At 42.2% G+C, this 23,883-nt stretch carries 22 protein-coding genes and 1 riboswitch; of the genes, 9 read left to right on the top strand and 13 right to left on the bottom strand.

Annotated elements, in window-relative coordinates:
* From ACIROD_RS22990 to ACIROD_RS23005, 4 genes are all read right to left on the bottom strand, one after another.
* Nucleotides 1–1,965, bottom strand: a complete 1,965-nt coding sequence (locus ACIROD_RS22990; protein ID WP_402944635.1) for a ribonuclease YeeF family protein — start codon at nucleotides 1,963–1,965, stop codon at nucleotides 1–3.
* Nucleotides 1,962–2,249: a YwqI/YxiC family protein gene (locus ACIROD_RS22995; protein WP_402944638.1), complete on the bottom strand. Its 288-nt coding sequence runs from the start codon at nucleotides 2,247–2,249 to the stop codon at nucleotides 1,962–1,964. The genes ACIROD_RS22990 and ACIROD_RS22995 overlap by 4 nt, the downstream gene beginning before the upstream one ends.
* Nucleotides 2,249–2,674 carry a YwqH-like family protein gene (locus ACIROD_RS23000; protein WP_230177927.1) on the bottom strand — a complete coding sequence of 142 codons (426 nt, stop codon included), beginning with the start codon at nucleotides 2,672–2,674 and terminating at the stop codon, nucleotides 2,249–2,251. Before ACIROD_RS23000 ends, ACIROD_RS22995 begins: the two co-directional genes overlap by 1 nt.
* A gap of 232 nt (nucleotides 2,675–2,906) precedes the next feature.
* Nucleotides 2,907–4,310 (bottom strand): M28 family peptidase, encoded by a 1,404-nt coding sequence (locus ACIROD_RS23005; protein WP_402944641.1) that lies wholly within the window; start codon nucleotides 4,308–4,310, stop codon nucleotides 2,907–2,909.
* 271 nt (nucleotides 4,311–4,581) lie between these two features.
* Between ACIROD_RS23005 and ACIROD_RS23010 the strand changes: the two genes are divergently transcribed.
* Genes ACIROD_RS23010 through ACIROD_RS23020 form a run of 3 tightly spaced genes read left to right on the top strand, consistent with a single transcriptional unit; the run spans nucleotide 4,582 to nucleotide 8,791 of the window.
* Entirely contained in the window at nucleotides 4,582–5,730 is a 1,149-nt protein-coding gene (locus tag ACIROD_RS23010) for an iron-containing alcohol dehydrogenase (RefSeq protein ID WP_402944644.1), read from the top strand.
* A 12-nt stretch (nucleotides 5,731–5,742) separates the two neighbouring features.
* Nucleotides 5,743–7,356, top strand: a complete 1,614-nt coding sequence (locus tag ACIROD_RS23015; RefSeq protein ID WP_402944647.1) for an ATP-binding protein — start codon at nucleotides 5,743–5,745, stop codon at nucleotides 7,354–7,356.
* A gap of 4 nt (nucleotides 7,357–7,360) precedes the next feature.
* Nucleotides 7,361–8,791 carry a sigma-54-dependent transcriptional regulator gene (locus tag ACIROD_RS23020; RefSeq protein ID WP_402944649.1) on the top strand — a complete coding sequence of 477 codons (1,431 nt, stop codon included), beginning with the start codon at nucleotides 7,361–7,363 and terminating at the stop codon, nucleotides 8,789–8,791.
* A gap of 42 nt (nucleotides 8,792–8,833) precedes the next feature.
* Here the strand turns inward: ACIROD_RS23020 and adhP are convergent, their stop codons facing one another.
* Entirely contained in the window at nucleotides 8,834–9,847 is a 1,014-nt protein-coding gene (gene adhP, locus ACIROD_RS23025; protein ID WP_402944799.1) for an alcohol dehydrogenase AdhP, read from the bottom strand.
* A gap of 298 nt (nucleotides 9,848–10,145) precedes the next feature.
* Between adhP and ACIROD_RS23030 the strand changes: the two genes are divergently transcribed.
* A complete protein-coding gene (locus ACIROD_RS23030; RefSeq protein WP_101224982.1) occupies nucleotides 10,146–10,442 on the top strand; it encodes a DUF3892 domain-containing protein in 297 nt (98 codons plus the stop codon).
* 81 nt (nucleotides 10,443–10,523) lie between these two features.
* Here the strand turns inward: ACIROD_RS23030 and ACIROD_RS23035 are convergent, their stop codons facing one another.
* Nucleotides 10,524–11,336 (bottom strand): hypothetical protein, encoded by an 813-nt coding sequence (locus ACIROD_RS23035; RefSeq protein WP_402944653.1) that lies wholly within the window; start codon nucleotides 11,334–11,336, stop codon nucleotides 10,524–10,526.
* Nucleotides 11,337–11,471: 135 nt separating this feature from the next.
* Nucleotides 11,472–11,993 carry a YbaK/EbsC family protein gene (locus ACIROD_RS23040; RefSeq protein ID WP_402944655.1) on the bottom strand — a complete coding sequence of 174 codons (522 nt, stop codon included), beginning with the start codon at nucleotides 11,991–11,993 and terminating at the stop codon, nucleotides 11,472–11,474.
* Nucleotides 11,994–12,160: 167 nt separating this feature from the next.
* Nucleotides 12,161–12,205, top strand: a riboswitch (PreQ1 riboswitch).
* Nucleotides 12,206–12,211: 6 nt separating this feature from the next.
* On the opposite strand from ACIROD_RS23040, the gene ACIROD_RS23045 reads away from it, so the two are divergent.
* The 3 genes from ACIROD_RS23045 (at nucleotide 12,212) to ACIROD_RS23055 (ending at nucleotide 15,223) form a co-directional block, all read left to right on the top strand.
* Nucleotides 12,212–12,697, top strand: a complete 486-nt coding sequence (locus tag ACIROD_RS23045) for a QueT transporter family protein (RefSeq protein WP_402944659.1) — start codon at nucleotides 12,212–12,214, stop codon at nucleotides 12,695–12,697.
* A gap of 123 nt (nucleotides 12,698–12,820) precedes the next feature.
* Nucleotides 12,821–13,477 (top strand): TVP38/TMEM64 family protein, encoded by a 657-nt coding sequence (locus ACIROD_RS23050; protein WP_230177933.1) that lies wholly within the window; start codon nucleotides 12,821–12,823, stop codon nucleotides 13,475–13,477.
* Nucleotides 13,478–13,591: 114 nt separating this feature from the next.
* Entirely contained in the window at nucleotides 13,592–15,223 is a 1,632-nt protein-coding gene (locus tag ACIROD_RS23055) for a PAS domain S-box protein (RefSeq protein WP_402944663.1), read from the top strand.
* A 51-nt stretch (nucleotides 15,224–15,274) separates the two neighbouring features.
* On the opposite strand, the gene ACIROD_RS23060 is transcribed toward ACIROD_RS23055, so the two are convergent.
* Nucleotides 15,275–16,768: a cadherin-like beta sandwich domain-containing protein gene (locus ACIROD_RS23060; protein WP_402944666.1), complete on the bottom strand. Its 1,494-nt coding sequence runs from the start codon at nucleotides 16,766–16,768 to the stop codon at nucleotides 15,275–15,277.
* Nucleotides 16,769–17,070: 302 nt separating this feature from the next.
* Between ACIROD_RS23060 and ACIROD_RS23065 the strand changes: the two genes are divergently transcribed.
* Both ACIROD_RS23065 and ACIROD_RS23070 read left to right on the top strand, forming a co-directional pair.
* Nucleotides 17,071–18,705 carry a copper resistance protein CopC gene (locus ACIROD_RS23065; protein ID WP_402944669.1) on the top strand — a complete coding sequence of 545 codons (1,635 nt, stop codon included), beginning with the start codon at nucleotides 17,071–17,073 and terminating at the stop codon, nucleotides 18,703–18,705.
* Nucleotides 18,706–18,723: 18 nt separating this feature from the next.
* Nucleotides 18,724–19,386 carry a YcnI family copper-binding membrane protein gene (locus tag ACIROD_RS23070; protein ID WP_402944672.1) on the top strand — a complete coding sequence of 221 codons (663 nt, stop codon included), beginning with the start codon at nucleotides 18,724–18,726 and terminating at the stop codon, nucleotides 19,384–19,386.
* Nucleotides 19,387–19,432: 46 nt separating this feature from the next.
* Here the strand turns inward: ACIROD_RS23070 and ACIROD_RS23075 are convergent, their stop codons facing one another.
* From ACIROD_RS23075 to ACIROD_RS23095, 5 genes are all read right to left on the bottom strand, one after another.
* The gene (locus ACIROD_RS23075) at nucleotides 19,433–20,431 is read right to left on the bottom strand and encodes a S8 family peptidase (RefSeq protein WP_402944675.1); all 999 of its coding nucleotides are present in this window, start codon (nucleotides 20,429–20,431) and stop codon (nucleotides 19,433–19,435) included.
* A 333-nt stretch (nucleotides 20,432–20,764) separates the two neighbouring features.
* Nucleotides 20,765–21,271, bottom strand: a complete 507-nt coding sequence (locus tag ACIROD_RS23080) for an SEC-C metal-binding domain-containing protein (RefSeq protein ID WP_402944679.1) — start codon at nucleotides 21,269–21,271, stop codon at nucleotides 20,765–20,767.
* Nucleotides 21,272–21,463: 192 nt separating this feature from the next.
* A complete protein-coding gene (locus tag ACIROD_RS23085) occupies nucleotides 21,464–22,033 on the bottom strand; it encodes a nitroreductase family protein (protein WP_402944682.1) in 570 nt (189 codons plus the stop codon).
* Between the two features lie 11 nt (nucleotides 22,034–22,044).
* Nucleotides 22,045–23,217 (bottom strand): toxic anion resistance protein, encoded by a 1,173-nt coding sequence (locus ACIROD_RS23090; RefSeq protein WP_402944685.1) that lies wholly within the window; start codon nucleotides 23,215–23,217, stop codon nucleotides 22,045–22,047.
* Nucleotides 23,214–23,870: a 5-bromo-4-chloroindolyl phosphate hydrolysis family protein gene (locus ACIROD_RS23095; RefSeq protein WP_101224994.1), complete on the bottom strand. Its 657-nt coding sequence runs from the start codon at nucleotides 23,868–23,870 to the stop codon at nucleotides 23,214–23,216. The genes ACIROD_RS23090 and ACIROD_RS23095 overlap by 4 nt, the downstream gene beginning before the upstream one ends.
* Nucleotides 23,871–23,883: the final 13 nt, after the last annotated feature.

The raw sequence follows: 23,883 nt of genomic DNA on the forward strand, positions 1-23,883 counted from the left end.
TCAATTATACACCTTCCCATTAATATCCTTAATAATAATTCTGTTTTTTGTTGCTTCATCAAGAATTGTTTGCGGAATTAGTTTATTTTGAACTGGCACTTCTAATATTAATTCACCTTTAAGTCGCCCTCCTTTGAGAGCGTTTGGATTAAAAGAGCCATTTGATATTTTAGAGCCTGAAGGATATTTTTTTGTAATTTCATTTAAGTAACTCTTAGCTGTCTTTTCCTGCACTTCACTAAGTTGAGTGAATTTTCTCGATACTATTTCCTTATTGGGTGCATATGAATCAACTACGTACTTTTTGCCGCCTACTTCTTTCGCTTCCAACTCTACCTCATTATAAGGGTAACGAGGACGATTTTCCTTATTAAAATTATTACCTGCTTCCCATCGCTCTTTAAGCCAATCCGGCACAGTTTTCTTTTTAGGTGTAACTTCATCCGTACCCTTAGGAATACTCTCCCTTGAAACACCCTCTACTTTGCTATCCTTCACAGTAAATTTCTGATAGGCTTCCTTAATTGTCTGCTTTTCCATTACAACTTGGGGAAGGCTTGGTCCTCCTGCGAGGGAAACTTGTTCCACACTTATACGTTTAGGAATTTCTTTTTTACCCAGTTCTTCACCTATATTTTTTAACGTGGTTTTTCCGGATCTCGCTATATCTGTTATTGTAGCTTGAACCTTCTGTACCTGCTTTTGCGCAAATTCCTTGCTGTAAGGGACGAACTTTGTACCACTTGATATTTTATCTGCGACCTTCGCAGCACCTGCCACACCGCCGATTCCGAGTGCCATCAACAGCCCGTTCTGGCGCTGTTCCTCGGTCAGTTGGTTGCCGAACATGTCTTTGCCTGTGGCCGCTTCGCCGAGGCCGTTGGCTGCGAGGAGTCCGTATATCCCGTATTCGGTTTTCTGGAGGAGGCTAAAGCCTTTTGTCGTTTTATAGGCATCGAGCGCGTGGTTCGCTGCGTTGAGTCCTTTGGCCGTTTTGTAGATGGCGCTGCCGCCTTTAATGGCCCGGCCGGCCCAGCCAACGACGGGGATGAAACCAGCTGCTGCCATGGCGCCGGCGGCGATTCGTTCGGCATCGGACAGCTTGCGGCCCGTTACTGGATCGACTCCGGTCGAGGCCCTGATAGAATCATAATACCCCGTAAATTCCCCTGTAAAGGTTTTTGTCGTATCCCAGGCCTTTTCGTACCATGGGCGGTTTTCGAGTTCTTCCATTTCCTGTTCGATTTTCCGGGCTTCGGCTTGCTGCTTTTTGAAGGTTTGATAGTCTTTCATCTGACCGGCGACTTCATCCTTCACTTGATAGACGTCACTGCTCTTGAATGCCGATTGATCGAACGTCATCGGCGAAACGTTGCCGCCCTGTTTGGTGGCATCAAGCAAGGCACGGAAGAGGCCAACGGCCACGTTTTCCTGTCCAACGGACACATCATATTCCTCGACCAATTGCCGGTCGACATTCTCGACCTTTGTCACGGTATCATCCAGTCTATGTCCGGCCAGCGTGATTTTTTCATTAAAGTCCTTTTGATCGAACATATCAAGAGGCAGGATATCGTCAATGCTGTTCAGGATTCTTTGGAGATCGTTCGCTTGCTCATCGACAAGCGATTTCGCTTGGTTGATGCCGTTTGACACTTCGCCGTCTAAAAAGGGAACCTCGACCACCGTATTTCCGGAGAGGTCCGCCTCTTCCAGGGTGGCCGGTATGCCTTCCAAAAAACTGATTTGGGTCGTGAATAGTTCCATCCAGGCGTCCGCCACTTCGATTTGTGCTTCATAGAAGCTTTTGATGGCGGCAGCACCGGCTCCCTGAAACTCGTTATCCAGGCCGACGATGCCCTGAAATTCCTTTTTCAGGGCTGTGACTTCCTTCTTTAGTTCTTCATATTGCTTGGCGCGCGACTTGGTTGCGGCCGTCAATGTCTCGGCTTCATATATCTTCATCGCTGATACCCATGTGAAGACGTATGGGCGATGGCTTCATCCTGTTCTTTTAATAAGTCAATGTTGGCACGGGTATCTTCCACATTTTTCTGGACAATTTTGATATATTGCTCGAAGACCTTCTCCAGGTTCGTTTCGCGGTCGATCCATTTCGAGGTGAATTCCAATTTATTATTGCCAAGCACGCCTGCCGGCAAATTTCCAAGCGTGACTGTACCAAGTGCCGTCTTCACCTGATCGACTTGCTTCGTTACGGCAGGATGATTCAGTTTGATTGTCGTCATTAAAACAACCACCCTTTTAAATATGATATTTTGCTTTCCAATTGATCTATGACGGCTTCTCCTTTGCCTAAAAGAACATCCGCTTCATGTGCTATCGTACCTGCTGCACTCAGAGCCTTTTTCTCTATATTAAGTATCATGATTTTACCGTCGATTTTCTCTTGATAGTCGTCATAATCATCATGAATGATCGTTGACATTGCCTTGTATGCATCAATACGGGCATCTTGAAAGTCTTCTGCACGGTTTCCCGTCCAGCTTTTTGCCAAGTCCGGATTTTTAATTTTAGCGATTTCCCCAAGACAAGCATTCTGTTCTACTTTGATTTGACTTTTTGCATGCTCCAAACGGTTGATTTTTTCATTCACATCGGACATTTTACTGGAAAGGGCTGAGTGTATTTCACTCAATGAATTTGCATACACTTAAAAAATCACCTCAAACATACTATTCTCATTATGTAGACTGTCATATTTTTCATAATTTTTATTATAAGGATTATAGTCTTAGAGTTAAATAGGGATAAATAAGCTATTTATGCTAGGTGTTTAGGGAATTCATCCCACACGCACAAATTCCAGATTAGACTCCCCCCCGTTTTTCCATTTTTAAACATAAAAAGAGAGTGCAGGCTGCACCCTCTAAATATTTACAGCATTATTTGAATTCCTTTTCGTCAAATAAATGCGGAACTTTCACCTTTTTCCCTTTTTTATGATTGAGATCAGGTTTTCTAGCTTCGATTTTAGCTTGGTCATATACAGCGGTACCGACAATTTCAGCAACATCCTGAAGCTTTTCTTTTGAGATTTTATCAATGGTATCATCAGGAGTATGATACCAAGGCTCTGATGGACTGTGGATGAATAAAGCAGCGGGTATCCCAGCCTCAGCAAAGGATACATGGTCACTTCTCCCGCCTTGTCCATATGGAGTCGGCTCACCATTCAATCTTGTACTTGATGCCTGGGCCAGCTCGGTTACAAGGTTCATTTCTCCATCATTAGTCAAAATGACCAAATCTCCGGCATCCTTGCTTCCCACCATATCGAGATTGAAGTTGGCAATGATCCGCTTGATATCATCATCAGGGAGATTGCTCACATAATGCTGTGAACCCAGCAATCCATTTTCCTCTGCCCCAAAGGTGACGAAGCGAATTTCGGTATCTGTAGGAAGATTCTTCAGAACACGGGCAAGTTCAAGGGTGACGGATGTTCCTGATGCATCATCATTCGCTCCGGGTGCACCTGCGACGGAATCATGATGGCCAGTAATATAAATGATATCGTTCTTTTTTGCTTTAATGTTCTTTGTTGCTTTTTTCGTTGCCACTACATTATAAGAGGTTTTTTCTCCGGAATAGGCTCCTTCAATTTTTAATGATGCTGTCAATTTGACTTCAGCATTCAGTTTTTCCAGAAGGGCTTCTCCATCCTTTTTGGTGATCGTGACGGATGGAATATACTTGTCATTAGCCCCTCCGAGTGTCCCATTTAATTCCCCATCGGCATTATTGAACAGGATGACACCCGCTGCCCCTTTTTCCGCTGCATTCAATACTTTCTCTGCAAAAGTGAGGCTGCCTCTTTGTATAAGGGCAATCTTCCCTGCAACATCGGTTTCCTCAAGCTCTTCTTTCGTTCCTAAACCGGCATATACCACTTCACCTGATAGGTCCCCATTAACTGAATAGGTTAAATGGTTCGCTTGGATTTCGCCATCAAATCCGGCAACGGACAGCTCGACCAGATTTGGGTCTGTATAAGATAAAAAATTGAACTCTTCAATATCGGCTTTATAGCCATAAGATTGAAATTGCTTTTTGATGAATTGGACGGCTTTATACTCAGAATCCGTACCGGCCACCCGAGGTGTTTGTGAGAGGTATTCAATATTCTTGTAGATTTTATCGGCATCGATTCTTTTAATGACTTGCTTGTCCGTGGATGGCGCTGATAGCACCGGCGATGAATGTGGCGCTGCTAAAGCGGTGGTTGTCCCGGCTGTCCCGAGTGTAAATGCTGCGATTAATGTTACCGACAGAAATTGTTTTTTCATAGATTGCCTCCCAGTTTAATAGATTCCTCCATAATTTTACAATATATAGAAAATACTAACTAGGTAGGTTTATCCCTATTCATGCATGTCTAAAGTACCGAATTTACAAATCCAAGAAATCAACAGGAGGTTTGACCCGTGCCAAAAGTTATCTATCATTCGATATTTTGTCATATTATATAAAAATACCTGTAATCCAAACAGGATTTTCGCTCTTTTTCGGGAAAATAATACAGAAGAGATAGAATTTCTACAGGGAGAAGGCGCAAAGATGTCGATAACTAAATTCGTGATGCCGGAAGTGATTTTTGGAAAAGGTTCGATTGAACAAGCTGGCGAGGCCTGCTTGCGGCTGGGTGCCAAAAAGGCTCTGATAGTAAGTGACTCCGGGGTGGCCAATGCTGGCTGGTTAGATAAAGTCATTGAATCCTGCCAAGATGCAGGCCTTGCTTTTGCTACCTTCATTGAAATGACGACCAATCCGAAGGACAGGGAGATCGAGGCCGGCTGTTTGGCATTTAAAGAACAAGAATGTGATGCCATCATCGGGTTGGGTGGAGGCAGTGCTTTGGATGTCGCCAAAGGGGTTGCCCTTTTAGTAACGAATGGCGGCATCATCAGTGATTATGAAGGGGTTGATAAAGTCCACTCTCCCCTCCCGCCCATGGTGATGATCATGACCACTGCAGGATCGGGTTCGGAAGTATCCCAGTTTTCGGTGATCGTCGATTCATTCCGCGAGAAAAAAATGACGATCATTTCAAAATCACTCGTCCCCGATATTGCAATAGTCGACCCTGGTACCTTAACCACTTTGGGACCGGATTTGACCGCAGCTACGGGAATGGATGTTTTAACCCACGCCATTGAATCCTATGTTTCAATCGCTGCGACACCTTTGACAGATGTACAAGCTAAAAACGCGCTTTTCATCGTTTCCCGCCACTTACGCCCCTCTGTTGCATCCAGGCATAATGAGGAAGCAAAAAGAGCGATGGCGATGGCGAGCCTGCAGGCTGGACTGGCTTTTTCCAATGCCATTTTGGGAGCTGCCCATGCCATTTCACATGCTATAGGCGGCAAGTATCTCCTTCCGCATGGTGAAATCAATGCTATACTCCTTCCTCATGTCATGGATTTCAATCGAATTGCCTCACCAAGGCGATTCAGCGAGATTGCCGACATCATGGGCATCGATACACGGGCATTGACCGAGCAGCAAGCAGGAATGGCAGCCATTAGCTTCGTAAGGGAATTATCCCAGGATATAGGGGCTCCCAAGAGTTTAAGTGATGTCGGCATTACGCAAGAAATGATAGATCCCATAGGGATGACCGCTCTTGAGGATGCCTGCATGATCACAAATCCTCGTGATATGTCATTAGAACAGATAAATCAGCTGCTTCTTACAGCCCTATAAGAGGTGAAAAGCATGAACAAACTTGAAATGATAGATTTAATGACAGGCGTTAAATCTTCAAAGAAAACGTATTACACGGAACTTAAGAAAACCGTGGATCAGCTGAAGAAGAAGAATATGCAGCTTGAAATCATGAATGACATCACTAAAAATATGAATATGGACATCGACATCCAAGAGATTCTCCGAAATGTTATTGCAAAACTTAAGCAGCTCATTACCTTCGATGACAGTCATTTTGTCATATTGTATGAGGAAGAACCTGCCCTGCTTCACATCTGCCCTAATGGTCACTGCGAACTTGAAATGGATCCCAAAAACTTGTTACACCCTTTTCAGGATTTCTCATCCGCCTTGATGGACAAACAGCCGATTCAGGTGGAAGTTAAACGGTTACCGGAATTTCCAGAAAAGGAACGTCTATTATCCCTTGAAATCGAATCACTTCTATTAGTCCCTTTATACGGAAAAAGTAAAAAAATCGGAATTTGGACTTTCGGCAGGAAGAAAAAGAAAACATGGCATGATGATGAACTCGAATTTCTTGAGCAACTATCCAATCAGCTCGCGTTAACTTTGGAGAATGCCCAGCTTTATAAGGAAGTTCTTCATTCCAAACAGGAATGGGAGGATACATTCAAGGCAGTTGAAGATATGATCATCGTCTTTGATCACAAAGGAACGGTCTATCAATCCAATGATTCAGCCAGGGACTTTTCCGACCTGCTTGCTTTAATTGAAAAATCCCAATCTCTGATTCAAGATACCTTTACATGTAATAAGCCAGGGTCTCAGGAAATTCTCCTTCAGCATGATACCATCTTGGAAATGCATGCCTACCCAATTCAAAATAAGGAGCATCAAGTATATGGGGTCATTGCTTATTATAAAAACGTCACCGAAAGAAGACAGATGGAAGTCCAGCTATTGCATGCCGGGAAACTTGGGGCGATTGGTGAAATGGCAGCTGGGGTTGCCCATGAATTGAATAGCCCATTAACGGCCATTCTTGGTAACTCGCAAATTTTATTACGGAAAACCCCAAAGGACAATCCGGATTATATGCTTTTGGACGATATCAAGATTTGCGGAGACCGATGCAGGCAAATAGTGAAAAGCCTGCTTACCTTTTCAAGGCAGGACGAGTATAGATTCCACTATTATTCTATTAATGAAGCCATTAACCAAGTCCTGAACCTTTTGAAGTTCCAACTTGGGAAGAAGCAAATCTCCCTCCATCTTACCCTTCAGGAAGACCTTCCTTTCATAAAGGGCAGCCAGCCGCAGATAGAACAGATCATCATCAACTTGCTATTGAATGCCAAGGACGCATTAGATGAGTCCGTCCAAACGGAAAAATCAATTGCGATCACTACCTATACAGAAAACAAGTTCATGGTGGTTCAGGTGACTGATAACGGAACGGGGATTGAAAAAGAACGCCTGCCCTTCATATTCCATCCCTTTCATACGACTAAAGACCGTGAAAAAGGTACAGGTTTGGGGCTGTCTGTAAGCCTTGGCATCGCCAAAGACCATGGCGGAATGATCGACGTTTTGAGCACACCAGGACAAGGAAGCACTTTTTTCCTGAGGCTTCCCTTACAAGGAGAGGAAAGGGGATGATAAGGTGGTTCATTTACTTGTGGTAGACGATGAGAAAGAGGTTGGGACTTTTCTATCCCGCCTTTTTACGATGAAAGGTTACCTCGTACAAGTTGTGAGTAGCGGCAAGGAGTTTCATGAGATCGATTGGAATCAGCAGCGTTTTGATGTCGCAATGATAGATTTGAAGCTTCCGGATTGTGATGGACTTTCCCTCCTGCAGCATCTAAAACAACTGCAGCCGCGTTGCAAGGTACTGATCATGACCGGATACAGCACCGTCAAGACCGCTGTTGATGCAATGAAGCTCGGCGCGAGTGATTACATGGAAAAACCCTTCGTGGATATTGAAGTACTGGAAAGGCAGATTGACAACCTATTAAATGAAAATGAAGCTTTGAATCAGCATTTCATTCATAAGCTAGCCGTGGATTCAGGACTCATTGTCGGTGAAAGTCCTTTAATGAAGAATTTGATTGAAACGGCTTTCAAGGTGGCCCAAAAATCCGTCAATGTATTAATTGAAGGAGAAACTGGAAGCGGTAAAGAAGTGCTTTCCCGCTTCATCCACATTGCCAGCCCCCGGAACCATGAACCTTTTATCGGCATCAATTGCGGAGCGATCTCGGAATCCCTGCTTGAAAGCGAATTATTCGGTCATGAAAAGGGCGCTTTCACCGGAGCGACCCAGCTGCGAAAGGGTTTTTTCGAAATTGCAGGGAACGGGACGCTTTTCCTTGATGAAATTGCGGATGCGAGTCCCGCCATTCAAGTCAAATTGCTTCGGGTTTTGGAAACGCGGGAATTCATGCGGGTTGGCAGCAGTGGAACATTACGGACGAACGCCCGGTTAGTGGCAGCCTCCAATGAAAACCTGCAGCAGGCCGTGGACAAGAATAAATTTCGGGAAGACCTATTTTACCGACTGAACGTCGTGACTCTGGATATCCCGCCATTAAGGGACCGAAAAGAGGATATTCCCTTGCTTGTCCGTCACTTGATTGAGAGAAATGGTCATGGAGATATTTCTTTTTCCAATGAAGCCATTGAAAAATTACAGCAATACAACTGGCCAGGCAACATACGCGAACTTTCTAATGTGGTCATGCGCACGCTAACTCTTGCAGACAATAAGTCGGTAATAACCGCCAATGATATCTCTCTATCCAACAGCCAGATCACCACTGACAAAAATGTGTCCCTTAATGAGATTCAGTCAACAGAAAACCTTCTTGAAGAGTGGCGAAAAAGACTGGTGGCCGATTTTAATGAGAAGGATGAACTGATGCTTGAAGAAATCCTTACGGAAATCAAACAGCTTCAATCGACAATTGGAAAGGAGCTCGTCATGCAGGCACTGCAAAAAACCTACGGCAACCGGAATGAAGCTGCCAAACGCTTGCAAATATCCATAAGGAAATTGCGCTATATATTAAATGAGAAGAGCCAGACATAATAAAAAGGAGGTTGCCCCGTTCCAGGGCTTCCTCCTCTGTTACTATTCTAGCGTCAATACGATGCGTCCGTTGATTTCTCCCTTTTCCATCATTGAAAACACGTCATTGATTTCATCAAGCTTTCTTGTTTCAATATTCGTTCTGACTTTACCCTCAGCCGCAAATTGAACAGCTTCCTGTAGATCTTTTCTCGTCCCGACGATGGACCCTTTTACAGTTACCCCATTTAACACTGTATCAAAAATCGGGATTGGAAGTTCATCATTCGGCAATCCGACTACGACAAGTGTGCCTCCCCTCTTGACAGAACTGTAAGCCTGTTCGAATGCTTTTTTCGTAACCGCTACAGAAATCGATGCCTGCACACCGCCAACTTTATCCTTTATGGCCTGTACAGGATCTGTCTTAAGCCCATTAACCGTGTAATCCGCCCCCAGTTCCGTTGCCAGATCAAGCTTATCATCTTGAATATCGACAGCAATCACATTAAAGCCCATCGCTTTCGCGTATTGCAGGGCAACATGTCCCAATCCACCAATTCCATAAACCGCTACCCAATCACCAGGTTTTGCTTCTGATACCTTAAGCGCTTTATACGTCGTTACACCTGCACAGAAAATCGGTGATACCTCCGCAAAGTCAAGCCCTTCAGGAACCTTCACCACATATTTGGCAGGTGCTTTACAATATTCCGCATACCCGCCGTCCACGGAATAGCCTGCATTCAATTGATCCAAGCAAAGCGTTTCCCTGCCGGTCAGACAATATTCACAATCGCCACAGGCTGAATAAAGCCAAGGGATCCCAACACGGTCACCCACTTTCAAGGAAGTTACGCCTTCTGCCACCTTTTCTATAATGCCCACACCCTCATGTCCGGGGATAAGCGGAAGCTTGGGTTTTACCGGCCAATCACCATGTACCGCATGTAGATCGGTATGACACACGCCACAGGCTTTAATTTTCACTAATATCTCACCATACTCCAATTTCGGAATGGGTACTTCTTTAACCTCAAGTTTTTGGTTAAATTCATTGACGACCGCCGCTTTCATTGTCTTGACCGGTTGTTTTGCATTTACAGTGCTTGCCCCTTGTTTTACATTCATGATTCATATTCCTCCTTAATTCAGTGGATATTATTTCTTGCTACTACTTAAATTTGCACTACTGCACTACTTAAAATAGATGCAAGTGCCATGCCACTGCAAAAAGGCCAATAAGACAGCAATCACAAAAAAAAGTGCCGAAAAATCGGCCCATTTGGACGAAATAACGGCTCAAGTTGGACGAAATCCGGTTTGTATATTGCAGAAAAAATGGCTCACCCTATAAATAGGAGGTGTCTAAAACATGGACCAATTTGAAAAAGCCTATGAATCATATAAACAGCAGGGAACACCGCAAGCAAACCAACCTGATTCAGCAGGAAAAGAAGAAATCATCGCCGTAAGGAAAAATGAAGAGGACAATATTATCGCCATCAAGACGAACTCCGGCCGCGAACTCGACTACCCCACAGCCCTTGCGGAAGCAAAGGCGGGCAACCTGGCCAATGTTGACGTCTTTCATAAATATGGACGTGACATATTGCGGAGTGAGCCCGATGGGATAAAGGAAAATAACCTGGATCAACTGCCGGAGTTTTGAAATTTCGGGGAGACTGCCTGATATGGGCAGTTTTTTTCTGTCTGGATGAGCTAAAAAAGAACCAGCATGATTAGCCGGATCTTATTTTTCGTAAGGATAGGATTCAGAGATTTCGAGCAGTCGGCCGCAGGACTCGACAACCTCGATGATTTCCATCCATGACATGTCCAGACCCAGTTCATTAGCATGGGAAATCTTATCCCGTAATTTCCGGATGGCATTCGCATCCTTCTTCCCTTTACTTTTCGAAGGGATTTGGAAGAAGTGCCTCAATTCTTTATCTTTATGTATAATATCGAATTTATCACTGATTTGCAGGCACTCTATTATATTGATATCCTCATTTTTATCGATTCTCCTTCTATATAATTCGGTTGCCTTTTCTAAACGGTCTTCGCTGATCATTGGATACCAGCTGCCATCGCCGAATCTATCCAGGATGATATCGCTCATCCTCATTTCCAATAAGGTAATATATCCGAATATCAGCATCCTGATCGGAGGCTTTTGAAGGTCGGCATGGGTAATCAACATTTTAATTGAATTATTCTCCAATACGAACACCCTTGTTTTATTCTTGAAAATATGGAGAAGCTGGATCAAAGGGGTTGAGTCCGAAACCATTTCCCTTGGTGAAAAGTTTCTCATAAATTCAGAAATACTTCCTTCACCTAGTTCTTCCCTTTCGATATACCCGATGATTTCCCCTTGATCTTGGACAGCCAATATATCAAAATTCTTTTTTTCCAATGCCTTCTGAATATCCAGCGCCAGATCATTTTTATGGCAAAACTCAAGCTCCTGGGCAATGCTCTTAACCGTTATATTTTCTTCATAAAGAGTTTTAAGACTAAGATAGCTGCTATTGCTTTTTCTTTCGCTTCCATTTAACATCTTTCAACCTCCGCTCAGGAACACTTTCTGCCCGCTTTCCGCTTTAATCATGGAAATGCATGCGGCCCCCACAAATAAAGTCCACTGCAGTGGACTCAATCCCAATCATGTGAATCTAATTTTTTGTTACATTAATCAAATGACATCAACTGCATTGCCTACCGCCGTTTCCTCATTGTCCTTTTCTTCCCAACCTTTACAAACATCCACCCACTCCTTCGCACCTGAATATTCAAACAATTCAGCGAGTGTAAGTTCTATTGCAGAGTTCGCACTGCCGCAAGCCGGGAACAATGACTCGAAGCGCTTCATCGATACATCAAGAAAAACAGCTAAATCGTTTGCCAGACCAAACGGGCAAACGCCTCCGATTGCATGGCCGGTCTGTGCAAGCACTTCTTCAGGCGAAAGCATTCGTGCCTTGAAGCCGAATGTCTGACGAAATTTCTTATTATCCACTTTGGCGTCCCCTGCGGCAACTACCAAAATCGCGTGTTCACCTTCCCCTTTAAAGGAAAGAGTCTTAGCAATCCGAGCTGGGATAACACCGATGGTTTCCGCTGCCTCAATCACCGTAGCACTCGATGTTTCGAACTCCTTTACGTCGCCTTCCCGATTCCATTGTTTAAAATGGCTTTTGACACTCTCGATTGACATTTTATATTCACTCCTTTGACGTACATATTGAAATAATATCATCCTTCATTGCAATAAATCAAAATCCTATTGTCTACTTCTACTGGGGAAACTAATAAATTAAAACCATTCTTTACAAATTGACGAAACAAGCGTACATGGGATACTATTAATAATCGGGTAAACGCCTAAACGTGGTTCGTAACCATCCCACGATAAAAAACTAGGGAGAGAGTAAAATGAATGTTCGTACACTCGTGATAAACGGGTTATTGGCTGCCTTGTATGTGGCGGTCTCATTGGTGTTTAAACCAATAGCTTTTGAGATGTTCCAATTCCGTGTACCGGAAATGTTGAATCATCTGATTATATTCAATAAAAAGTATATCTACGGTATCGTTGGCGGGGTCTTCATATCGAATCTGCTCTTTTCGCCGATGGTGCCATATGATTTGATTTTTGGGGTGGGGCAATCCCTGCTCGCCTTATTGCTTGTCATTTATATTTCTCGTTTCATAAAAGGCATTAAAGGACGGATGATCGCCACGATTATCTTTTTCACGTTCACAATGTTTTTAATTGCAATTGAACTGAACCTTGCCTTTGGCTTGCCATTCTGGCTAAGCTGGATGACTACAGCTGTCGGTGAGTTCGTCGTCCTCCTGATCGGAGCGCCAATCATTTATGGAATGAACAAAAGAATTCAGTTTGAAAAGTGGCTTTAAAAGGAATCTTCGCGCCGTTAGGCCACTATAATGGAAAAGAGCTGTCTGCATGATGCGGCAGCTCTTTTTTTTCACCAATGAACTCGAAAATGATAAACTATTAGTAAGAATGGTGGTGGCCCTTTGAAAAAAGTCCTGACCATATTAGGTCTACTTGTAATCGCAATATTTATATACTCTAATGCTGAGCTGTTCACTTTGGTTTGGAAAAGTGACCTGGATTCTGTTATTGGTATATTGAAGGAAAACCTTCTGCTTACATTTATTGTGACATTCGTATTGATGTTTGTACAAAATTCTTTTACAATCATCCCCTTAATTTTGCTCCTGACTATCAATGTCACGATATTCGGATTCATATATGGCTATCTATGGAGTTGGTTTACAAGTGTTGTTGCCTCAGGATTCATTTTTTATGCAGCAAGAAACTGGTTTCAGGAGCTTCTCTTAAAGAAGATTGGTGAAAAATGGCAGGAAACCGTTGTGGAGCATGGCTTCATGTACGTTTTTACAGGAAGGATTTTCCCGCTTATCCCAACAAGCTTAATTAACTTGGCAGCTGGAGTCAGCACTGTCACGTTCAAGGATTTTTTATTAGCGACGGCGCTTGGCAACCTTATATACTTTTTCTTCCTATCGCTGATTCCCTATGGACTGCTATCTGTTGAAATGAACCAATATACGCTAGCTGCACTCGCACTCCTCTTCTTACTATTTTTCATTATCTATAAGCGTGCAAAAAAGAAAAAGAAACTTACCTTCTTCAGAAAAAACAGGTGACCACATTGGCCCCTGTTTTTTTATTTAGGATTCTGCATATATTTTTTTTCGATAGTTTGTTAAAATGTGTATGTAATTTTACCTTTGAAATGTCTAAAATCAGGGAGAATCTCCATGTCCAAACGCTCCATCTTAGCAATATATATCCTATCCGGGATTCTTACATTAGTCGTATTCGACTATTTTTTAACTACAAATATCCAAAACAAGGAAGTCTTCGTTCAACTGCAAAGAGTGGAAGGCTTTGTTTTCCTTTTATCAATAGGCTTGGTCTTATATCTTTATTTAGCTAAAAGGGAAGAATTCAAACGATTAAAAGAGGCGGAACAACGTCGGCGTACACTCATCAATTCGATGGTTGATTTCGTTAACTTCAAGGATGGTGATGGCCGATGGCTTGAATCCAATACCTTCGGGCTGCAATTATTTCAATTGGAGCATGTAAATTATAAAGGAAAAAGAGACAGTGAGCTCGCCGAATACTCCGAATTTTATAAAGAGTCGTTGATCTACTGTGAAGTTTCCGATGAAGAAACGTGGGTAAAAGGGGAAATCACACGGTGTGAGGAAATCATCCCACTTCCCGATGGCAATCACAAGACCTTTGATACGATCAAAGTTCCCCTGTTCAATGAGGATGGTTCACGAAAAGGCTTAGTCGTCATTGGCAGGGATATTTCTGAAAGGGTTGTCGCGGAGAATCAATTATTCGAAAGTGAACAACGCTATAAGTCATTGTTTGAACACAACCCATATCCGATGCTGATGCTTGATTTAAACGGAATGATCACGACGGTGAATCCTAGATTTGAAACGGTAACAGGCTTTCAACAGGAAGAAATACATGGAGCCTCATTCATTAATTTGAACTTCTCAGCAGAAGACGCGGAATTGATCCGTACATCTTGCCAATATGTCATGGAAAACCATAAGGGAATCAAAAAAGGTAAAGATATAGAATTCCTGACGAAGTACGGGAATTCCATCTTACTTTCTTGTACGTTTGTCCCGATGATGGTTGGCGAGGATTTAGTCGGAATCATTACTTATGCTAAAGAGGTCACTCAAATCCGGGAAACCGAAGCCCGCTTAAGAAGAACCGAAAAATTATCGATAGTCGGCGAACTTGCCGCAAGTGTGGCCCACGAGGTACGAAACCCGTTGACTTCTTTAAAAGGTTTCGTCCAGCTGCTTAAAAAGAGCGACCATCCCTATGAACAATACTACACAATCATGTTAAGTGAGTTGGACCGAATCAATCTTATTGTAAGTGAGTTACTCGTTCTGGCGAAACCACAGGAACTTCCATTCAGCAAACATCAAATCATCGACCTGATGAATGATGTCAAAACCTTGTTGAAACCAGAGGCGGACTCGTACCCCACCCAAATATCAATATCTGTTAAAAACGAAATACCGCTTCTTTTATGTGAGGGAAACCAATTAAAACAAGTTTTCATAAACATGCTCAAAAATTCAATGGAGGCATCCGCAGATCACATTTGGATTGATTTCGAACGCATGGATAATAACCTTTCCATCACCATCAAAGATAATGGAAGCGGAATTGAAAAAAACCGGATAAAGCATCTCGGAGAACCTTTCTATTCTTCTAAAGAAAAAGGAACCGGATTAGGACTGACAGTCAGTTGCCGAATCATCGAAGCGCATCGGGGAAAGGTCCGCTTTAACAGCGAACTAAACTATGGAACCGAGATCCAAATCATTTTGCCCATAAAATTTTGAATCCGAGGACAAGCCTAAACCTTGTCCTTTTTTGCAGGATTCAGAACGATTCTATTTAAACAGGGAGGTGAAGAAATCCTTTATATTCCCAAAGAATGACACAGTCTCGACAGGCTGTATCACATTAACCTGGCCTTCTGTATCTTTCGATGTATCGCTCACATTCTTGCCAGCCATACTCATTTGTGCAGCCTCAACTTCCTCTGCCTCTTTTGTTTTGACATCATCCACGGTTTCTTCCTCATCCATCTCCACATCCATATCCTTTTCGAAAACAAGGACGTAAGTACGGCGCTCCCCATCCTTCGAAACGGTAACGGATATGGCCGTCTTCGCTTTATCCTTGATCTTCACTTGTTTACTGCTCTCACCGTCATATTCAATCGTTGCTCCGCTGGCATTTGTCACTGCATCCATTTCGACTGAAGAAATATCATTATCGACCTCGATATGATAGGTATGCTCATTAGATACAAAAGTTTTGTTCCATACTCCAGTTGATACTGTCAGATTGTTTAACACTGGTGCATTATTGCCTTCCTCGCCTAAAGAATCTGCTGACGCTGCCTTCTCTATAGAATCCGTTTTCAGTTTTTGTGTTGAATTACTTTCAATTTGCTGTGCTTTCGGCACTTGGCTGACACCACTGCTTAGTTTTAGATTATTGGAGGATTCCTCTGATGTTAAAGGTGATTTATTCCCATTATCCGAGGATTCTGTTGATGTTAAAGATGATTTATTCCCATTATCCGAGGAAGGTTGAGCATTACTTGTTTCTGTGGATGGCTCCTTTTGAACTTCACTCTCTTTAGGAGCATCTTTCGATTCGGTTACCTTGGCTGCAGCCCGTGTAATCGTTAGCGTATAGGTTTTTTCATCTCCATTTTCTGCTGTAACGATAATCTTCACCGTTGTCTTACCGACTGGAAGTGTGACCTTTACACCGGCACTGGTAGCATCCTTTCCATTCACCTTTACAATTGCGGTACTGTCACTCAATGTTGGAGTTACCATAACGGACTGGACTTCATTTTCAACTGAAGCATTATAAGCTGTCACTTTAGAATCGAATGTTAATGAGCCTTTTGATAATCCAATCGATGTTAAAAGGTTATCATCACTTTCAAGTTTTTCGACCTTGAGAGTATACGCAACCGTTTCATTTTCCCCATCGCTGACGGTGATTTTAAACGTGTTCATGCCAGTTTGAAGAGTTAAATCCTTCACTTTACCATCTGTCATTTTTACACCATTCACGTATATGGCTGCATTCTCGTTAGGACTTGCTGCAAGCAATGTGATCTTTTCCACATCATTCCCCACTGCCGAACTATAATCGTGTACATCTTCCGAAAATTTTTGATCCAGTTCTATCCCTTCTATTTCTAGCTTTGAAAGACTATTTACCGTTTGTGCCTCTTCCTGAATGACAGACGCGCCTTCCGCAGCCCATGCCTCGGGCATATAAGTGGATGTTCCCATCCCTACAAGAGAACCAACCAAGATCACCTTCACGCTTTTTTCTTTTAACCCCTTCTTTAGCAAAGCCTATCCCTCCTATAATTCCTGCAAACATGATAGGGCCAGGTTACCAAAGGAACCTTAATTATTTCTTAATGGATTTTTTCGGAGGATACCTATTGATTCTTTGGTGCAAAGCGGAATCCCCAACCAATACTATGGTTATAATGGATGGAGGGAGGCAGGTCATCTAACCATATTGTTATCACCTTTCTAGCGAACCTCTTAAACTGCCTTTAGATAACTAATTTATTTTCACTGTTTTTTCACATTTTCCTTTTATAATAAACTTACATAATCTGATGAAAGGATGATGGCACACCAAGATGAAAAAATATTTTTGGCTGATAGTCAGCCTGTTCGTTTTGCTTTTAAACCCAGCAATGGCTTTTGGTCATGCTACAATAATAAGCTCTAATCCTAGCCCGAATGAAGCAATGGATGCTCTTCCTGAAAAAATCAGCATTCAATTCAGTGAGAATATCCAGCCAGCTTTCCATTCGCTTGAGGTATTCAGCCAAGATGGGGACAAAATTCAAATCCAAGACAGTGCAATCTCGGAACAAAGTGAAAAAGTACTGGAAGCTAAGTGGAAGGACACTATCGATGAAGGGATTTACTACATTAAATGGAGAGTGGTTTCGAGTGATGGCCATCCCATCGAAGGAACAATACCCTTTCAATTCGGAGATTCAGCTGGTCTTTCAGGCCAAGAAAATTCCGAAGTAAATGCAAGTTTTCCGAATTCCATCAATGTAATCCTGCAAAGTCTTCAATACATATGCTTCGCTGCCCTAACCGGAATCCTTTTTTTCAGATTATCGTTAATGAAGGATTCTCGACTTTTTGAAGCTAGCAAAAGAACTCGTCTATACCTTTGGAGTTCATATGCAGGTTTAGCATTTTCCATCTTCTGCAGTCTGCCTTTAAAAGTTACGCTTGATGCTGGCGTGGGTTGGACTGATGCATTTAAAGTTAGTTATATAAAAGAAGTATTGAATGCTACAAACTTTGGATCGGTCTGGATCATTGAAATTCTGATATTGCTGCTTCTATTTTTAGTGATTTATTTCATGCTCGAGAACACCCTGAATAAATCACTACCTTACCTTTCTTTCATCATAATTGCCTGCTTGATGATTTGTAAGGCTTTAACTGGACATACAGCAGCCGTTCCTAATCAGGTCCTGGCCGTTTTGATGGATTTCCTTCATTTATTATCCATGGCTTTATGGCTCGGCGGCATTATGGCCTTATTGGTAATTTTGCCTGGGCTAGCCAATCGTCAGGCAGTCCAAGAAGATAAGAGAACGTTTTACTGGTCGATCATTTCCAGGTTTTCAAAATGGTCATTTCTGTTTGTAATCATACTGATTGTCAGTGGGATATATAGCAGTTTACAGCATGTACCGACTATCCATTCATTGTTTAACACAACATATGGCCAATTGTTACTAGCGAAAATCGGTCTCATGTTAGTCATGATCGTTTTAGGAGGCTTTCATTTTCTCCGAGGGAAAAAGCAAACGAAAAAACTTGGTTATAGTGTGGGAATGGAGTTTGGTTTAGGGATCGTCATACTTGTCGTTGCAGCTCTATTGACAAATGTCCAAACTGCCATGTCTTCTCCCGGGCCCATTGAAAAGACGTTACTGACTGAAGAAAATAATGAGGTTACATTAATGGTGACCCCCAATGAAGTAGGGGATAACCTGATTCAAGTAAACCTTTCCAATGAAGGCAAGCCAATTGCTGAAATAGAGCAGCTTACAATCACAATGCAGTCATTGGATACGCCAAATGGTGAAATAAAGCTGCAGATGAAGGAGAAAAACACAGGTACATTTACATCAAAGTCTATATTAACCATGCCAGGAAAGTGGAGTATCCATGTTCACGGATTAACTGAAAGCCTGGATTCAATCAATGCTGATTTTATAATTTTCATAGGAAATTCATAACAGGAGGAATTAATACTAATGAAGAACATTTCAAAGCTTCTTATTTTTACATTTGCTGCACTATTCATTTTTTCCGGTTCAGCGTATGCTCACGTTACAGTCAAGCCTAGTTCATCTGCCCCTGAGGCGTGGGAAACTTATACACTCAAAGTACCCGTCGAAAAAGAAGCTGCCACTACAAAGGTGACTTTAAAAGTTCCTGAAGGGGTTACTTTTGAGAGCTATCAGCCTGTACCGGGATGGAAAGTAACTACAGAAGGTGACAAAGATGGGCATGTAAAAACGGTAACTTGGGCAGCAACTGATGAAGGTATCGGAGCAGGACAATTCCAGCAATTCTCTTTCGTAGCACAAAATCCTAAAGAAGAAACGAAAGTTGCCTGGGATGCATTTCAATATTACGAAGATGGTGAAATTGTTGAATGGAGCGGTGAAGAAGGCTCAGACCTACCGCATTCTGTAACGGAAATTACGGTTGTGCCTAATGATAGTGCAGAACCAGCGAACCATGGTCACAAAGATGAAGCTGACACTAATGATTCCACGACAACTGACAATTCAAAGGAGTCAGCAACAACAGAAGATGATAGCAACCAAACGCTGATCATCACCCTGGCTGTCATATCACTAATTCTTTCCATTGTAGCGCTTTTAGCAGCTCTAAGGAAAAATAAAAAATAATCATTATGGAAGGGTGCCCCAATTTCTTGAGGCACCTTTTTCTTTTCTAATATTCCATGACAACCGATTTACTCGGTAACTTAAGGTTCTCTGATTCTATCGTAATCTTAATCGATTTTTCAGCTCTTTGGTCCGTTATCGTTAAGTTAAGCAATCCATTTCCCTGTGCTTTTTTGCTTATTCCCAGATCTTCCGTACTTTTCACCAGCTGTGCATATAATTCCGCTTCAGTTAAATTGCGCTCAAATTCCTTTTCAGCAATCACTTTCAAGAGAGCTGCTGCACCGCTTACATGGGGCGTAGCCATTGACGTTCCGCTCAACCTCGCATATTTATTGCCTGGATACGTAGAGAGAATATCAACCCCTGGCGCCACCAAGTCAATTTCATCATTTGTATTTGAAAAATCCGCTAAATTTCTGCTTAAATCCACAGCTCCGACTTCCACTACCTCGGGATATGCTCCTGGATAATCCAATTCATCCGTTTCATGACGCCCATCACCGCTATTTCCGGCTGCACAAACTACAAGGATATCGTTCTGAAGGGCCTTTTGAATGAGTTTGTGTTCAGTCTCATCCGGAGGTCCGCCAAGTGAAAGTGAAATAACCGAAACCTTTTCTTCATTAGGTCCCCGCCAATTGATTGCATACTCTAGAGCCCCATTAATCCAATCTATATCGCCTTGTCCTTGACCATTTAGGGCCTTTAACGCTAATATGCTTGCTTTCGGAGCCACTCCCACTACACCGGCATTATTAATGGCAGCTACAACCGTACCGCTAACATGTGTCCCATGCCCGTTATCATCTTGATAATCCCCGGTACTGGTAAAATCCTTCCCGCCAATGATTCTTTCCTTGAGGTCTGGATGTCCCTTGTCAATGCCTGTATCGATGACGGCAACTACCACGCCCTCACCATAATTGCTTTTTTCCCAAATCGCCGGTGCTTTCACAAGCTCGACACCCTCAGGAATCTTCTCTTTCACCGTTTCCATTACTTCTAGAACTTTGTAAGGTATTAATCTTTTTTCTCTTGTCATTTGATTACCCCTTCCTTCGTTCAATAAGTTAAACTGCCATCAGTGTGGGGATTTTTATCCCGTCTGGTTGCCGTCTACCGTTGAAAGAGATGAGATCAAAAAACTCTTCTCTCTTATATATACCAGATTTATGAAAATAAAAAAGAAGTTTTCGGAAAATTCCGTCTAAATAACTAGTTTTTATTTCTTTTTATGTTATTATCTGGTACTCTCATTATAGAACAAACGTTCGATAAATACCACATTTTTTTATTCATTATTCAGTTTTTTTGCAAGCATGCGCTTTTCCAATTAAAAAAGAAGCGACTCCGAATCGAGTCAGCTTCCAAAATGTTAAGCTGCACCGCAGCATTTTTTGTATTTTTTCCCGCTTCCGCATGGACAAGGCTCATTTCTGCCAATGACTGGTTCTGCATGAACATGCGGCATTTTAGCAGCCTTAGCACTTTCCGTGATAATTTGCGTGCCTTTTTCCTTCATTTGCTGATACCGCTTTTTAAATAATTCCATTACATCTTTACTGTACTTCAGCGTATCTTCCGCGATATCCATCGCCTTTTGCTTGGAAATATTATAATCCTCCAGGACAAATTGATTATCCCCGAAAGAAACCCTCACTCCAAAATGCTGTCCCGCCTGTTTATTGCCTTTAAGCTCCTCAACGAATTCAAGGTATACTTCCTGGCAATCACAAGTTTGATGCATGCAATAATAATCATATATCCAATACGATTTATCTTCGTACTTACTCTTTAAGGCAATGCCATCCTCAACGCCAAATACATCCAAATATTTTATCGCTTTTCCATCGAGTATCTCAAATGGATCAATCGTTCTCATCTATAGACACATCCTAATTCATCAAAATTTATTCTTCCTATGTATTGTACAACCTAATTCATCAATCGTCACTTGAAACGAAGCTTGGCAAAGCCAAATCCCCTTCATTAAATGCAGATTTAAGGAAGCCTTATTGAAGGCAATAAAAAAGCTGCATCAGTATCTATAAACTGATGCAGCTCCCTCAATCTTTCATCCGATCCATGTGGTCAATTCATCAATCGATGTTCTCTTGGCAGGTTTCGGCTCCATGTCAGGATAACCCAAGTATATGAAAGCCAATACCTCGCCCTTAGAGGATAAATTGAAAAATTCACGGACCTTTTCATGATACGTTATTTTCCCCGTTCTCCATACTGCTCCCAGACCTAGAGAATGTGCTGCAAGAAGCATATTTTGGATGGCACTGTTCACTGCCGCATATTCTTCTGTCACAAGGACATTATTCTTATCACTAGGCTCTATGCCCACTGCGATGATGACTGGAGCCCTTAATGGATTCTTTTTTTGCCGTTCGAGCTTGCTGATTAAATTTTCAGGGGTATCATCAGCATTTTCAATTCTTGTGATTTCTTCGAATACCTGGCCAAGTTTATTTCTTCCTTCTCCAGTCAATACAAAAAAACGCCAAGGTTCCGTTCGATGATGATTGGGTGCATACGTTCCGGCTTCGATGATTCGCTCGATCATTTCCTTAGGTACCGGATCTTGCTTTACGATTCCAATGCTTCGTCTCGTTTTTATAGCTTCGATAGTTTCCATTTTATCTCCCCTTATCCCTTTATCTCTAATAGTTTCTGTTTCAGCTCATTTTCCATTGATGCCAATTCCTGTTCGGCTTGCCTGCGTTTATGCCTGCCTTCTTCTTGAATCCGCATTGTTTCCTCAAGCGTGGAAATCAAGTTAGCTTGAGTTTTCTTTAATGTTTCGATATCGACAAGTCCGCGCTCATTTTCTTTAGCCGTTTCAATGGTATTCGTTTTCAGCATCTCGGAGTTCTTCAATAACAAGTCATTCGTAGTCTTGGAAACCTGTTTTTGTGCTTCTACAGCATGCCTTTGCCTGATTAGGGTCAATGCAATCGCAACCTGATTCTTCCAAAGGGGAATCGCGGTCATGATCGAAGATTGGATTTTCTCGACTAGTGCCTGATTCGTGTTTTGGATCAGCCTGATTTGCGGTGCGCTTTGAATCGTGATTTCACGACTCAATTTCAAATCATGAAGCCTTTTATCCAACCGTTCAGCAAATTGCAGAATATCATTGACCTCTTGAAACTTCATTTGATCATTGCTTGATTCAGCGGACTTCCTTAGCTCCGGAATCGTTTTCCCATGAATTTCTTCTAGTTTGATTTCCCCAGCTGCAATATAGACATTCAATGCCTGAAAGTAATCCTTATTCGTTTCATATAGCTTTTCAAGAATTACGATATCCGATAACAGGATATTCTTGCTCCGATCGAGTTTCACACTGATACGATCAATTTGGGCCCCTGTTTTTTGATACTTGGATAGTACCTCCTGTACAGATCCCGAGAGCTTCCCGAACATACGCGCAAAGAATGATGGCTTATCCGGTTTTAGCTCATCCGGGCTCAGCTCGTTTAACTTTTTCATTAAATCACTGATAATGTTGCCCACTTCACCCACATCTTTTTTCTGGACATGCTCAAGCATCGAATTAGAAAAGGTCAGGAGCTTTGATTGGGCGGGTGTACCATAGGAAATCATTGCCTGATGATTCGTTGGGTCGATTTGTTCGGCAAGCTGATAAGCCTTTGCCCTGTTCTCTTCAGGGATGACATCAATCAGCTTAACCGGTTTCGCTTCCTGTGAAGATGCTTTCTCCACCTCCTGCACCCCATCAAATGGATTGGCTAAAAGATCATCGATCAAACTGGCATCGTTCGTTTTATTCAACAGGTTTGGATCATTGTTATTCATTTTAACCTCCTGCTTTCATCAATTACTTGTGACTCTTTTCTCGTTTTAATGGATTGCTTAGCAACATCCAATTCGAAGTTAAGGTTATCGATATCATCCGCAATCACTTTATATAAATCCTTTTCTATCGTATTAGTGAGTTCCTTTAATGTTTTACGAGTCTCAGTTAAGGAGAGTTCGAGTTCCCTATTCTTTTTTGGCTGCTGTGCTAAAAAAACATACTTCTCCGCAAGCTCCATGGCGGAATCCAGATGCGAGTAATAAAATTGTTCCGCCTGGTAAAATCGCTTCGGTTCTTTTTTCGTCAGACTGTATATTTTCCTGATCATTTTAATCATATCTTTCCTCTGTTTGAAAGAGGAGATATGCCTGACCGAGATTAGTGCTTTTTGCACCCGCCAAATCTTTGGTTTTGCTTCAGTTAAATTTTTCTTTATATATTGATATTCTTTTCTCGTCAATTCATGTTTTTTGAGGTATCTGGATGAAAAATATACGGAACTTAGCCAGTATGCAAGCACCCCTCCTGCTAAAGATATGACAACGGACAGGGCAAACGGTTGATTCAATACAAAATAGCTAATTATCCAAACCGGCAAAACCATTGGAAATGCAATCAATATCGGAACAAAATCAGCAAGAAATCGATTCATAATCATTACACTC

This window comes from Peribacillus sp. NPDC101481 (genome assembly GCF_044767165.1).
Classification (GTDB): Bacteria; Bacillota; Bacilli; order Bacillales; family DSM-1321; genus Peribacillus.